The sequence below is a fragment of the Mycobacteroides saopaulense genome, assembly GCF_001456355.1.
GTDB lineage: Bacteria > Actinomycetota > Actinomycetes > Mycobacteriales > Mycobacteriaceae > Mycobacterium > Mycobacterium saopaulense.
This window is the reverse complement of record NZ_CP010271.1, coordinates 345,891-358,420: the sequence shown is the minus strand read 5'-3', so window position 1 is coordinate 358,420 and position 12,530 is coordinate 345,891. Positions and strand designations below refer to the sequence as shown.

Here is a 12,530-nt window from a genome sequence, read left to right as displayed (position 1 = left end):
TTCTTTGCCGCTAGGTCGGCTGCGCCATAACCGATTACCGCCAACAAGATAGAACCGATGCCTGACTTCTCTCCCATCATCACCGATTTCTGGCACACCTACCTCGGTCGCGGCACCGTCCTACAAAGCGCCGATGACTTCCAACTCGCGGTCTGTCCCGACCTCGACGAGGACAGCCGACTGATGGTGCTCCGCACCGTCTCCGGCACGACCAGCGTCGCGCTCGTCCCGGATCTCGTCGAGCGCGTGGGAATCGAAGGTGCCCAGGCTGTTTCGGAGTCTGCCTTCAGGGCACACCTCGACAACGCGGGCATGTCGATGCACGGCGCAGACAATCTGTTCTACTTCAGCGACGATGCTCGTGCCGCACTTGTCGCCGAGACTCCGACCGGAGACATCCGCCGGCTGACGGCAGACGATCACGCCATCTTCGCGGCCTTCGAATCGGCTGCGTCAGAACAGGATTTGGACAACGCCCAGGTGGAACTGGATCACTGGGCGGTGTTCGGCTCCTTCGACAACGGCCGGCTGGTCGCCGTCTCCAGCATCTACCAGTGGGAGAACGCGGCAATCATGGATCTCGGGGTACTGACGCTGCCGATCTTCCGGGGCAAGGGGCATGCCCGTCGACTGGTGCGCACCGTGTTCCGCCATGCCTGCGCGCAGGGCTACGAACCGCAGTACCGATGCCAAGTGACCAACGCGGCGTCCAGCGCGCTGGCTCAGGCCGCGGGGCTCACCCTGTTCGGCACCTTGGACGTGATCGCCGACTAGACCGGTCGGGTGCTACCGCGCGGTCACCGGCATGTCGATCGTCTCGGACTTGCCGTCGCGACCGGTGATCACCAGCTTGGTGAACTGCCACCACCCGCTGTCATCCGGCAGCGACTGCGAAGCGTTGAACTCCAGCGTCACGTCGCGGCGGGTGGTGCCGCCCGTCGCGCAGTCGGGCACACAGTCCTTGGTCGCGCGGACTGCCTTCCCGCTGGCCCGCTGCTGCGTCCAGCTGTCCCAGGTGATGTCCACCAGCATGTCGCCGGCATCGGCGGGAGTCAGCACGATCTCGGTGGGCTTGTCCTCCGGCTGTTGGGTGACCGGGTTCCAGTAGACGCCGCCGGGCGGCACCACCTTGTGCGAAGGCTCGGGCAGCGCCGACGGTGTCCGTACGGGCGTCTGCTCCGTGGGTGTCGAGCCGCAACTCGCAAAAACGAACGCCGACAAGGCAATACCAGCCAACACTGCAATTCGCGTCATTCCGGCACGCTACCAGCGACCTCCAGTCTCAGAGCCGACGAGTCAGTCGGGTGCCGATGAGCGGGGCGATCTTGTCGGCCATATAGGCATGCCCGGCGTCGTTGGGGTGCACGCCGTCCGAGCCGATCAGGTCGGGGCGCCCGACGAACCAGCGCTCGGCCAGCGGATCCACCCAGGACGCTCCCACGGCGCGCGCCTGGGTGTAGAGGATGTCGCGCAGCTGGCTGACGACCTCCGGAACGTCGGCCGTCGGCCAGGGCGGCCCGATGACCAGCAGCTTGGCCGCCGGAGCCATGCGCCGGGCCGACTCGAGTGTGCTGCGCGTCGCCTCGGCGTACGCGTCGGGGTCGACACCCTGGTCGTTGCGCGAGCCGAAGAACACCACCAACTCGTCGTCGGGATGCACCACCCGGCCAGTGAGGTCGGCGAAGACGCTGCCGTGGTCGCCACGCACCCCATATCCCGCGCGGCCCTCGGCCGCCACGTCGGCGCTGACCCGCACGCCCTCACGGTTCAAGATGCGCCAGGCCAGCGAGGTCCATGACCTGGCGCCCAGCCCACCTTCCTTGGTGCCGGTGGTGTACGAATCGCTGACGACCGCGACGTGGTTCAGACCCGACCCGGAGTAGGCCAGCCGGTATGGCCGCACCGGCTGCGGGTGCTCGGCAGCCACACCAAAGAGAAACGCAAACGCGACGACGAACGCGGCCAGACGGACCACTGCTACCTCCACTGTCCCCAGCATTTTACGGGCACTCAAACCCGGCTGTGGCACAGCGTTATTCGTTTGAAACTAACGAGCCGTTACACCTGCGGAACTTGCGGCGACCGGTTCCCGTTCAGGCTCGGTCAGGTTCTCGGGCACGCGATGTCTATGCCCGTTGTGCTCGGCATGGTGGTCGGTGATCGCGGGCTTGGTGACGCCGATCATCCGGCGCATCCACCGGCGCCCGGGTTCCTCGACCCAGTGGTACAGCGCCATGGACAACACCACGGCCAGCACCAGCAGTCCGAGCACGATCCAGCCGCCGCCGGGGTCCAGTAACGAGAGTTCGAATTGCTTGGTGGCCCACGTCCAGGAGACGTGCACCAGCTCGTGGACCATGTACAGCCCGAAGGAGATCTGTCCGCCGTAGACCATGATGCGCGTGGACAGCAGGGTCGGCAGCGGGCCGATGCCGACCGCCAGCGCCATCACCAGCGGCACGAACAGCACGTCCACCACGCCACTGCTATCGACGACCCCGGAGATCGGGTGTGCGTCCAGGAAGTACAACGCGCCCACGATCGCCGCCACGATCAGCAGCGCCGCGTAGCCGGCGATGTGGCGGGAACGGTGCGACAGCTTCAACCGGCTCACCGCCGCGCAGGCGAGCGCACCGGCGGTGAACTGCATGACGATGCGCGGCAGCCAGCTCCACGGGGTGTAGAACTGCCCGGTCAGCAGCAGCAGCATCACCGGCGGCAGCGAGGCCACCACGGCCAGCACCATCAGGCTGCGGGCGCGGGTGGCGTGCGCCATCCGGAAAATGACCAGGACCAGGCCGCCGAAGAGCAGGTAAGCCAGCCATTCGGCGCTGATCGACCAGGCCGGACCGTTCCAGCTGGACAGGTCGAAGTACGGACGGAACCACAGCTGCACCATGAACAGCTGGCGCACGTAGTTGGTGGCATCAAAGGTGTCGATGCGTTCGGGCACATGCCCGACGTGCATCGTGAAGATGACCCACAGCGCGGCCAGATGCATGGTGACCAGGTAGACCGGCCACACCCGGGCCAGCCGCAGCCACAGGAAGTGCAGGGTCTCGCGGGTGGACCAGCGGTGGCCCATCCTGTCGAGGTAATTCCACGTCAGCACGAATCCGCTGAGGATGAAGAAGAGGTCAACGCCCTGTGCCCCGCAGTTGAGGATCGGGTTCAGTGCGGAGCGGAATCCGGGGATCGCTTGCTCCAGCAGAGGGCGGAAGTGGAAGAGGACCACCCAGAACGCGGCGATGATCCGAAGTCCCGTTAAGGCCTTGATCTCTCCGCCGCGCACAACTCTCTCCGTCAAGCTCGCTACCAGCTCTTTCGCGCTTCATTGCGATCAACCGGTCGAGCACGCCTCCCCGCGACCCAATTCCGGCGTTCTTCGGAGACTAACAGCGCACGCTGCCAAAGCCTGCATCTCGGAGCTGCCGGGAAGGCGCGTGGGGCCTTGTCAGCCGGTCACTATCACCCCACCTGGGCCGCCCCATCCGGCACACTGGCAGGGAACGCCATGACCGAAGCCGCGCTAGGACAGATACACAGATGACGCAACCGCAGTACCCCCACGGCCAGTTCCAGCAGACTCAGCCGCAGCAGTTCTCCGGATATCCCCAGCCCAGCCCGTACGGCACCCCTGCTGGCGGCTACGCGCCCGCCCCGAAGCCACCCCGGCCGCCCCTGTCCCCACAGCAGAAGGCGCTGGCCATCGTCGGCGGCTCCCTGGGCCTGTTCCTCATCGCCCTACTGGTCCTGGGCTTGACCACCACCAACTCCAGCACCCAGAGCACCCGGACGTCTGCCGGCGACCAGATCGTCGAATCGCCCCACTCCTCCGGTTCCACCGACGAGCAGGACGTCAAGGCCATCAAACAGACCATCTCCGGCATGGCCGAGGCCGCCAAGGCCAACGACTTCAAGAAGATGCTCACCTTCTTCTGCGCCAAATACCGCGAGGCGTTCAAGGACATCGCCGGCAGCGGCCAGGCCCCCGACCTCAACTCCCTGACCAAGGCCGATAACGGCCCGTCGAAGATCACCGGCCTCGACATCAACGGCGACACCGCCGTAATCCACATCACCGACGCCAAGGGCAAGCACGACATCGAGTTCAAGAAGGAGACCGGCGGCTGGAAGTTCTGCCCGGCGGCCTAGCAGCCCCACTAATCCGCGAGTGGATTCCACCGTGGCCGTTGGATATTCGCCGAACCCTCGGCATCCACCGCCGCGGATCGACCGACCCGACCTACCGGGTGTCCCCTGGCGGATCCATTATCCGCGGCTCGTACACGCCCGATGGCCCTGGGGTGCTGACGATCTCGCGCGAAGACAAGACGGTCGTCGGCCGCGCGTACGGCGACGGCGGCGAATGGCTGCTTGACCGCCTACCCCGCCTGCTTGGCGCCGACGATGAACCCGAGGCACTGACACCCCGACACGACGCGGTCACCGCGTTGGTCCAGGGCGCCAAGGGCGTGCGTCTCGGGGCGACCGACCGTGTCTGGGAAGCCCTTGTCCCGGCCGTGCTGGAACAGAAGGTGCCCGGCGCGGAAGCCTGGCGTGCCTGGCGGTATCTCATCACCCGGGTAGGTATCGAGCTTGGCGGCGCCAAGGTGCCTCCGCCTCAACGGGAATGGCTCGACATACCGTCCTGGGAATGGCACAAGTCCGGCGCCGAACCGGTACGCATGCGCACCATCCGCGCGGCCGCCAACATCGACGTGGAAACCAAACCCGAGCATCTGACCGCCATTCACGGCATCGGGCCGTGGACCGAAGCCGAGATCCGAATACGCGCCCTCGGTGATCCCGACGCCGTCCCTGTCGGCGACTACCACATCGCCGGTCAGGTCGGCTTCACACTCACCGGCCACAAAACCGACGACGCCGGCATGCTCGAGCTTCTGGAACCCTATGCCGGGCAACGCTATCGAGTCATCCGGCTCATCGAGCTCTTCGCCCCGAAACCCGCCCGGCGCGGATCGCGGATGCCGGTGCGCGACTACCGCAACTTCTGATATTCCACAAGGGATTCGCCTAACTTTGTGGATGCAGTCGCGGTTGTGGATAACCTCGATCAGCTGTCGGTCTTCATTCATAACCTTCAGACATGTACTCGATCGACGATCTACTGATGACGGCCGCCGCTGTCGTCGAATCGTCGTTCGATGACCTCAACATCCCCGAGTTACTCTCGGCGCTAAGACAACTGGAAATCGCACAGCGCAAGATCACAGCAGCTTCGCACTCGCTACTGGCGCGGCTGGTCGAACGCGGATCACCCGTCGCGCTGGGCGGAACGTCATTCGCCGACGTCTTGGCACGGCATGTATCGATAAGCACTGCGACCGCCCGTCGTCGCCTGGCAGATGCTGCGCACCTCGGTCCCCGGCGCGCATTCACGGGCGAGCCTCTGCCCCCTCTACTTCCGCACACTGCGCGCGCATTGCATGAAGGCCGTCTCGGTGACGAACACATACGGGTCATTCGCAGATTCTTCGACGGACTACCCGCGACGGTCGACACCAACACCCGTGAGGCCGCCGAGGAGCAGCTGGCATCGATGGGAACTGAGTTCGGCCCGGAACAACTCCGTGCTGGCGCCAATCGGATCGCGGCTCTGATCAATCCCGACGGTCAGTTCTCCGACATCGATCGCGCCCGCAGGCGTTACCTATCGATCGGACGCCCGGGCACCGACGGGATGAGCCCGATCAGCGGTCTTCTAGATCCAGAGACCCGGGCCTACCTGGACGCGGTAATGAGCAAGCTGGCGGCGCCGGGCATGTGCGATCCCCGCGACGAATCCCCCATTACAGAAGGCGAACCCGACTCGGTGGCCGCCGAAAGAGACGCACGTACGGCGGCCCAGCGTAACCACGACGCACTGCGTGCGTGCCTACGCGGCACCCTGGCCTCCGGCACGCTGGGCTCACACCACGGACTGCCCGTCACGGTGGTGGTCTCGACGACGCTAAGCGAGCTGCAGCGCGCTTCTGGCCATGCGGTCTCGGGCAGCGGCAACCTGGTGCCCATCCCCGACCTGATCCGGATGGCCGCCCATGCCTTGCATTACCTCGCAATATTTGACGACGACGGCCGTCCCCTCCATCTGGGAAGATCCAAAAGGATCGCCACTGCCGATCAACGAATCGTCTTACATGCCAGGGATCGCGGTTGCACCGCGCCCGGGTGTACGGTGCCCGGCTACCTCTGCCAGGTGCATCACGTCGACGACTGGTGCGACGACGGACCCACCAACATCGACAATCTGACCTTCGCCTGCGGTCCGCATCACCGATTACTCCAACAGGGCTGGAGCACCAGAAAACGCCGAAGCGACGGGTTCACCGAGTGGATTCCGCCGCCGCACCTCGACACGGGCCAGTCCCGCACCAACGACTACCACCGCCCCGAACGGTTCACCCCGGGCTTCTAGCCCGCCAGATGTGCCGAAAGCAACCACGCCGCAACGGACGCCCGGCCATCGGGCTCGACCTGATGCCGCGCGAAGCCGCGTGCGACACCTGATTCAAATCCGTTGAAGTTCGCATAGATCTTCGCCGGACGAATCTCGTCGATGGCCCAGTATTTCGAAACCACATCCCGCAGTTCGTTTTCGGTGACGGCGTTGATCGGTGATTCATCCGGGAACGCGGCGCGATCGAACACCAAGACGTAGTAGCGCGCACCGGGCGCGGCGGCGCGGACGATGGAACGTTGATAACCCTCGCGCAGTTCGACGGGCATCGAGTGAAACAGTGTCGAATCGATGATGGTGTCGAAGCGCCCGTCGTATCCGGTGAACGCCGAGATGTCCGCGACCGCGAAGCTGGCATTCGTCAGCCCCCGTTCGGCCGCATAGCCTTTCGCCAATTCGATGGCCTTGGGCGCGGAGTCCAGCCCGACGGTGACGTGCCCCACCTCGGCGAGGTAGAGCGAGGTCGCGGCCTCACCGCAGCCCGCGTCGAGCACCTCTCCACGCACCTTGCCCTCGGCGATCAGTGTCGCGATCTCGGGCTGCGGCTCACCGATGCTCCACGGCGGCCGGGCACCCAAACCGTCGGGACGCTCGCCGCGATATGCGGCCTCAAACATCAGATCGGATTCCTCGCTGGCAGTCTTCTCAGTCATGACTCCATAATGTCAATTCGCCTGACATATGTCAAGGGAACTGACATGGAAATGAGGAGGCAATTGCCAGGAACGCTCCCAACCGCCAAAATGGTAAAATGAGCAACGACGAGGGGGGCGTCAATCCCGCTCCGCTACCCCCAGGACCGCCGCCGGCCTACCCCCCTCCTGCCCCTGGCTATTACCCTCCCCCGCCGCAGGGATATCCGCCGCCGGGCTTCGGACATCAGCCGCCGCCACCGGGCTACCAGCCACCACCGGTTCCCTACTGGGTGACACGGGAGCCACCGGCGCTCAAACCGGGCGCGATCCCACTGCGGCCGCTGGACCTGTCCGCTCTCTACAACGGGGCCGTCGCCGCCATCCGCGCCAACCCCAAGGCCACCGTCGGCCTCACTGCCGTCGTCGTGGTCATCAGCCAGCTGCTGAACTTCGCGCTGCAAGCAGGTCCCATTGCCGCGCTTCTCGGCGGCGTGGGCGGCTTCGACGCCAATAGCGACGACGCATTCGCCGCCGCATTCGGCATCGGCTACGTCGGCGGGGCAGTCATCGGCTACGTGGTCACCATGCTGGTCACCATCGTGCTCAGCGGCATGCTGACGGTGACCGTCGGGCGCGCCGTTTTCGGCGAACAGACCACCCCCCAAGCGGCATGGCAGCGCGCCAAGCCGCGCATCTGGGCCCTCATCGGACTCGCGGTCATCTCGGGACTGCTGCTGGCCATGCCGCTGGCGGCCGGTATCGCCGTCGTCGTCGGGCTTGCGCTCGCCGTCGGGCCGATGGCCGCAGTGCCAGCCGGTTTCGCGCTGACGTTCGCCTTCCTGGCGCTGTACTTCTATCTCATTCCCGTCTTCGCCCTGGCCTCACCCGTGCTGATCCTGGAACGCCAGACTGTCTTCGGGGCGCTGGGCCGATCAATGTCGTTGGTGCGCAAGGGCTACTGGCGTCTGCTGGGCATCTTGATACTCACATCGATCATCGTCGGCGTTGTGGCAGGCATCCTGGGCATGCCCTTCAGCATCGGCGGGCAGATCGCCATGGGCATGGGCACCTCACACAGCAGCGCTACGTCGATGATCCTCGGTCTGGCGCTGACAACCGTCGGTGTCATGGTCGCCCAAATCATCACCCTGCCCTTCAACGCCGCGGTGAACGTGTTGCTGTACACCGATCAGCGGATGCGTACGGAGGCATTCGATCTCGTCTTGCAGACCGAGGCCATAACCCGAGAACGCTTCGGCCAGCCGGGCATCGACCCCGATCAGTTGTGGCTGCCCACCCGCCCCCCGGTTCAGGTGTAATGCCGGCCGTCGACATCGATCGCGACTCGGCGGCCGACGCTGCCCAACGCGAGCTGGCCAAACCGATCTACGAACATCCTTCGCCGCTCGACCGGCTGGTCAATTGGATCATCGAACGCCTGGACGACCTGGAGTTCCGCGCCAGCTCGCTTCCCGGCGGCTGGTTCACCATTCTGGTGACCACGCTCATCGTGATCGCCACCGTGGTGCTGTTGGTCCGTATCGCCCGCCGCGCGGTCCGGACGGCGGGTGGTGCCGACTTCGGTCTGTTCGAATCCGGGGAGCTCACCGCGGCCGAGCATCGGGCGGCAGCCGAACGCGCCGCATCCCAGGATGATTGGTCCTCGGCCATTCGGCACCGGCTGCGGGCCGTGGCACGTCAGCTCGAAGAACGCACGATCCTCACCCCGGTGCCGGGCCGAACCGCCAACGAGCTGGCCGCCGACGCAGGAAAGGAATTGCCCTCACTGGCAAAGGAATTCCGGTCCGGCGCGGAAATCTTCAACGATGTGAGCTACGGCGAGCGACCCGGTACCGAACAGTCCTATCGGCAGATCGCCGACCTGGATGACCACATTCGCGAGGCGCCGATCCCGGAGGCATCCACGGAGTCCGGTGTCACGACGGGGTGGGAGACGGTGCGGTGACCACCGGTACCGCGACCTCACCGCGCCTACGGGACCGCTGGCGAACCTGGGGGTGGATACTGGCCGCATTGGTCGGCATCGTCGTCACCGCCCTACTTGTCACCAAATCGCCACGGCCCGAAGGCTATCTCGATCCAGAAGCCGTCACCCAGCGCGGCGGGCACGCATTGGCTCAACTACTTCGCGACCGCGATGTCACGGTGATACGGGCCACCACGATCGACGAGGTCCGCGCGGCCACACGCCCCGGCAGCCAGCTCATGGTGCTGGACAACGGGAACATCTCCAGCGAGATACTGGATGTCCTTGTCGGACTGCCGGGGGACCGCCTGCTGCTCGCGCCCTATTCCGACACCCGGGAGCGGTTGGCCGCGCAGGTACGCATCACCTCCTATCAGAGCAAGAAGGTCGTCGAGCCGGACTGCGGTCTGCGAGAAGCTCAGCGAGCCGGCGCAATTCAGACGTACATCGGCCCCACCTACGCATACACCAACCCCGGACCGGGCCAGATCAGCTGCTACGGAGGCGCGCTGATGCGCTATCGGGACGGGAACCGCACCGTCACCGTGCTCGGTGATGACACCCTGCTGACCAATCTGCAACTGGCTAAACAGGGCAACGCGGCCCTCGCCATGAACCTCGCCGGACGATCCTCGCACCTGGTTTGGTACATCCCCGAGCGGCCGAAGGTCGGTACCAGCGCCCAGCCGAAATCAATGGGTGATCTGATCCCCGACCAGGTCAACATGGCCATCTGGCAGCTCTGCATCGTCGTGCTGCTGCTGGCCATCTGGCGCGGCCGGCGCCTGGGCCCCGTTGTCGCCGAGAAACTTCCGGTGATCGTGCGCGCCTCGGAAACCACCGAGGGTCGCGGTCGGCTGTACCGGTCGCGTCGCGCGCGCGACCTGGCCTCCGATGCGTTACGCGAGGCTGCGCGGTATCGGATCGTGCGCCGGCTCGGCCTGCCCATCGACGGAGCACCACAGGTCATCGCCACCACCGTGGCGCAACGTGTCGGGCGTGACCCCGCGGAGATTCACCATCTGCTGTTCGGCCCCGTTCCGTCGGATGACCAACAGCTCACCAATGTGACTCAGCAGCTTGACATTCTGGAAAGGCAGGTACGCGAATCGTGACACAGGCAACTACCACCGAGGACGCTGCACGCAACGCGCTGGCCGCGTTGCGTGAACAAATCGCCACCGTGGTCGTCGGACAGGATTCGGTGGTCAGCGGGCTGGTTGTCGCGCTGCTGTGCCGCGGGCACGTGCTGCTGGAAGGTGTGCCCGGTGTCGCGAAAACCCTTTTGGTACGTACACTCTCGGCCGCGCTTTCCCTGGAGTTCAAGCGGGTGCAGTTCACCCCCGACCTCATGCCCGGCGACGTCACCGGGTCACTGGTCTACGACGCACGCACGGCGGCTTTCGAATTCCGCGCCGGTCCGGTGTTCACCAATCTGCTACTGGCCGACGAAATCAACCGCACTCCGCCCAAGACTCAGGCAGCGCTACTGGAGGCCATGGAGGAGCGACAGGTGACCGTCGACGGCACCCCACGTCCATTGCCGGATCCGTTCATCGTCGCTGCGACGCAGAACCCCATCGAGTACGAGGGCACCTACCAGCTGCCCGAAGCGCAGCTGGATCGTTTTCTGATGAAGCTCAATGTCTCGCTGCCGGAGCGTGATCAGGAGATCGCCATCCTGGAGCGACACGCACACGGCTTCGACCCCCGCAACCTGTCGCATGTGACGCCGGTGGCCTCGGCAGCAGACCTGGAGGCAGGCCGGGCCGCGGTGGGCCGCGTGTTGGTGGCCCCCGAAGTGCTCGCCTATGTGGTCGACGTCATCCGTGCCACCCGGCAATCACCCTCACTTCAGCTCGGCGCCTCACCGCGCGCGGCGACGGCACTGTTGGCGACATCGCGCGCCTGGGCGTGGCTTTCCGGCCGCAACTACGTGACGCCCGACGACGTGAAGGCCATGGCGCGTCCGACCCTGCGCCATCGCATCGGACTGCGTCCCGAGGCCGAGTTGGAGGGCGCCACCTCCGACCGGGTTCTGGACGGCATCCTCGTCACGGTTCCGGTGCCGCGCTAGTGATTCTGACCGGGCGTACGGCATTGGTCGCGCTGCTCAGCGCGCTGCTGATCCTGGTGTCCCCATGGCCGGTTCGCTTGTTCTGGCTGCTACTACTTGCCCTCGCGGTCTTGGTTGTCCTCGACATCGCCGCCGCCGCCAGTCCACGACGGCTCGCCTTCACCCGTTCCGGACCCGACTCCATCAGACTCGGCGAATCCGCGGACATCGCGCTGATGATCCAGAACCCGGGCCGCCGGGTGCGCGGCTGGGTGCGCGACAGCTGGGCACCGAGCATGCGGGCCACGCCCCGCGCGCACCGGATGGATCTGCGCCGAGGTGAACGCACCCAAGTCGTCACCTCCCTGCGTCCCTTGCGTCGTGGCGACCACAAGCCGGCGACCGTCACGGCACGCACGGTCGGCCCGCTGGGCCTGGCCGGCCGTCAAGGACGCCACGATGTGCCGTGGCAGCTACGGGTGCTGCCACCGTTCCTCAGTCGCAAACATCTGCCGTCCCGGCTGGCCAAACTGCGTGAGCTGGAAGGTGCCATCCCGGTGCTGATCCGCGGCCAGGGCACCGAATTCGACTCTTTGCGTGAGTATGTGGTCGGTGACGACGTCCGGTCCATCGATTGGCGTGCCTCCGCCCGTCGCAACGACGTGGTGGTGCGCACCTGGCGCCCGGAGCGGGACCGGCGCATCCTCGTCGTGTTGGACACCGGCCGTACCTCGGCGGGCCGCATCGGTGTCGACCCGACCTCGGGGGATCCGTCCGGGTGGCCTCGGCTGGATTGGGTCATGGACGCCGCACTGCTGTTGGTGGCATTGGCATCTCGCGCCGGCGACCGCGTGGATTTCCTGGCGCACGACCGCGTGGTGCGCTCCCAGGTGTCCGGCGCTTCGCGTAACGAGCTGCTGCCACTGGTGGTCAACGCGATGGCGCCCCTAGAGCCCTCGCTCATCGAGTCCGATGCCCGCGATCTCGTGGCGACCATCCGCCGCAGGTCCCGTCACCGGTCGCTCATCGTGCTGCTCACCGACCTGAACCCCGCCGCATTGGAAGAGGGCCTGCTGCCGCTGCTTCCTCAGTTGACCACCCATCACCACCTGTTGGTCGCCGCGGTCAGCGATCCGCGGGTCGAGGACATGGTGATGCCCGAGAAGTCGACGGGGCCAGGGAACATCAGGTCACTCGATGTCGAGCAGGTGTATGACGCGGCAGCGGCCGAACGCACCCGCGAGGGCAGACGCCGGATCGTCACACTGCTGCGCCGCCAGGGTGTCGAGGTTGTGGACGCACCACCCGAGGAAATCGCCCCCGCGCTTGCCGACAGATACCTGTCGCTGAAGGCCTCCGGTCGGCTGTAGC

13 protein-coding genes are annotated in these 12,530 nt (G+C 65.9%); 9 read left to right on the top strand and 4 right to left on the bottom strand.

The genetic code is table 11. The features are described 5' to 3' along the window. Positions 1–57 precede the first annotated feature (57 nt). Positions 58–774, top strand: coding sequence for a GNAT family N-acetyltransferase (locus MYCSP_RS01820; protein ID WP_083019445.1), 717 nt, complete (start codon positions 58–60; stop codon positions 772–774). Between the two features lie 12 nt (positions 775–786). Here the strand turns inward: MYCSP_RS01820 and MYCSP_RS01815 are convergent, their stop codons facing one another. From MYCSP_RS01815 to MYCSP_RS01805, 3 genes are all read right to left on the bottom strand, one after another. After that, on the bottom strand, positions 787–1,254 hold the full coding sequence (locus tag MYCSP_RS01815; protein ID WP_083019443.1) for a hypothetical protein: 468 nt from the start codon (positions 1,252–1,254) through the stop codon (positions 787–789). Positions 1,255–1,282: 28 nt separating this feature from the next. Next, entirely contained in the window at positions 1,283–1,975 is a 693-nt protein-coding gene (locus MYCSP_RS01810) for an Rv0518 family GDSL lipase (RefSeq protein ID WP_070912324.1), read from the bottom strand. A gap of 72 nt (positions 1,976–2,047) precedes the next feature. After that, the gene (locus MYCSP_RS01805) at positions 2,048–3,292 is read right to left on the bottom strand and encodes an acyltransferase family protein (protein WP_088413081.1); all 1,245 of its coding nucleotides are present in this window, start codon (positions 3,290–3,292) and stop codon (positions 2,048–2,050) included. 254 nt (positions 3,293–3,546) lie between these two features. Here MYCSP_RS01805 and MYCSP_RS01800 point away from each other — a divergent pair, with 254 nt between their 5' ends. The 3 genes from MYCSP_RS01800 to MYCSP_RS01790 all read left to right on the top strand — a co-directional run bounded on the left by MYCSP_RS01800 (position 3,547) and on the right by MYCSP_RS01790 (position 6,439). Next, on the top strand, positions 3,547–4,155 hold the full coding sequence (locus MYCSP_RS01800; RefSeq protein ID WP_088413080.1) for a hypothetical protein: 609 nt from the start codon (positions 3,547–3,549) through the stop codon (positions 4,153–4,155). Positions 4,156–4,193: 38 nt separating this feature from the next. Next, complete coding sequence (locus MYCSP_RS01795) at positions 4,194–5,018, top strand: DNA-3-methyladenine glycosylase family protein (protein WP_070912321.1); 825 nt, start codon at positions 4,194–4,196, stop codon at positions 5,016–5,018. Positions 5,019–5,110: 92 nt separating this feature from the next. Beyond that, positions 5,111–6,439 carry an HNH endonuclease signature motif containing protein gene (locus MYCSP_RS01790; RefSeq protein ID WP_088413079.1) on the top strand — a complete coding sequence of 443 codons (1,329 nt, stop codon included), beginning with the start codon at positions 5,111–5,113 and terminating at the stop codon, positions 6,437–6,439. Here MYCSP_RS01790 and MYCSP_RS01785 read toward each other — a convergent pair. Then, positions 6,436–7,134: a class I SAM-dependent methyltransferase gene (locus tag MYCSP_RS01785; RefSeq protein WP_083020261.1), complete on the bottom strand. Its 699-nt coding sequence runs from the start codon at positions 7,132–7,134 to the stop codon at positions 6,436–6,438. The two genes, MYCSP_RS01790 and MYCSP_RS01785, sit on opposite strands and share 4 nt — an antisense overlap. A gap of 272 nt (positions 7,135–7,406) precedes the next feature. On the opposite strand from MYCSP_RS01785, the gene MYCSP_RS01780 reads away from it, so the two are divergent. From MYCSP_RS01780 to MYCSP_RS01760, 5 genes are read left to right on the top strand one after another with little or no spacing between them, the layout of a single operon-like run. After that, complete coding sequence (locus MYCSP_RS01780) at positions 7,407–8,435, top strand: glycerophosphoryl diester phosphodiesterase membrane domain-containing protein (protein WP_162266297.1); 1,029 nt, start codon at positions 7,407–7,409, stop codon at positions 8,433–8,435. Then, positions 8,435–9,082 carry a DUF4129 domain-containing protein gene (locus tag MYCSP_RS01775; protein ID WP_083015038.1) on the top strand — a complete coding sequence of 216 codons (648 nt, stop codon included), beginning with the start codon at positions 8,435–8,437 and terminating at the stop codon, positions 9,080–9,082. Before MYCSP_RS01780 ends, MYCSP_RS01775 begins: the two co-directional genes overlap by 1 nt. Then, positions 9,079–10,218, top strand: coding sequence for a DUF4350 domain-containing protein (locus MYCSP_RS01770; RefSeq protein ID WP_083015329.1), 1,140 nt, complete (start codon positions 9,079–9,081; stop codon positions 10,216–10,218). The genes MYCSP_RS01775 and MYCSP_RS01770 overlap by 4 nt, the downstream gene beginning before the upstream one ends. Beyond that, a complete protein-coding gene (locus tag MYCSP_RS01765) occupies positions 10,215–11,180 on the top strand; it encodes an AAA family ATPase (RefSeq protein WP_083015042.1) in 966 nt (321 codons plus the stop codon). Before MYCSP_RS01770 ends, MYCSP_RS01765 begins: the two co-directional genes overlap by 4 nt. Beyond that, positions 11,180–12,529, top strand: a complete 1,350-nt coding sequence (locus MYCSP_RS01760) for a DUF58 domain-containing protein (protein WP_083015045.1) — start codon at positions 11,180–11,182, stop codon at positions 12,527–12,529. The genes MYCSP_RS01765 and MYCSP_RS01760 overlap by 1 nt, the downstream gene beginning before the upstream one ends. Position 12,530 lies beyond the last annotated feature (1 nt).

What these genes read in the sequence shown, in the direction of transcription:
- MYCSP_RS01800 (WP_088413080.1), top strand. Translation starts at nt 3,547, where the DNA reads ATGACGCAACCGCAGTACCCCCACGGCCAGTTCCAGCAGACTCAGCCG.
- MYCSP_RS01785 (WP_083020261.1), bottom strand. Translation starts at nt 7,134, where the DNA reads ATGACTGAGAAGACTGCCAGCGAGGAATCCGATCTGATGTTTGAGGCC.
- MYCSP_RS01815 (WP_083019443.1), bottom strand. Translation starts at nt 1,254, where the DNA reads ATGACGCGAATTGCAGTGTTGGCTGGTATTGCCTTGTCGGCGTTCGTT.
- MYCSP_RS01775 (WP_083015038.1), top strand. Translation starts at nt 8,435, where the DNA reads ATGCCGGCCGTCGACATCGATCGCGACTCGGCGGCCGACGCTGCCCAA.
- MYCSP_RS01820 (WP_083019445.1), top strand. Translation starts at nt 58, where the DNA reads ATGCCTGACTTCTCTCCCATCATCACCGATTTCTGGCACACCTACCTC.
- MYCSP_RS01790 (WP_088413079.1), top strand. Translation starts at nt 5,111, where the DNA reads ATGTACTCGATCGACGATCTACTGATGACGGCCGCCGCTGTCGTCGAA.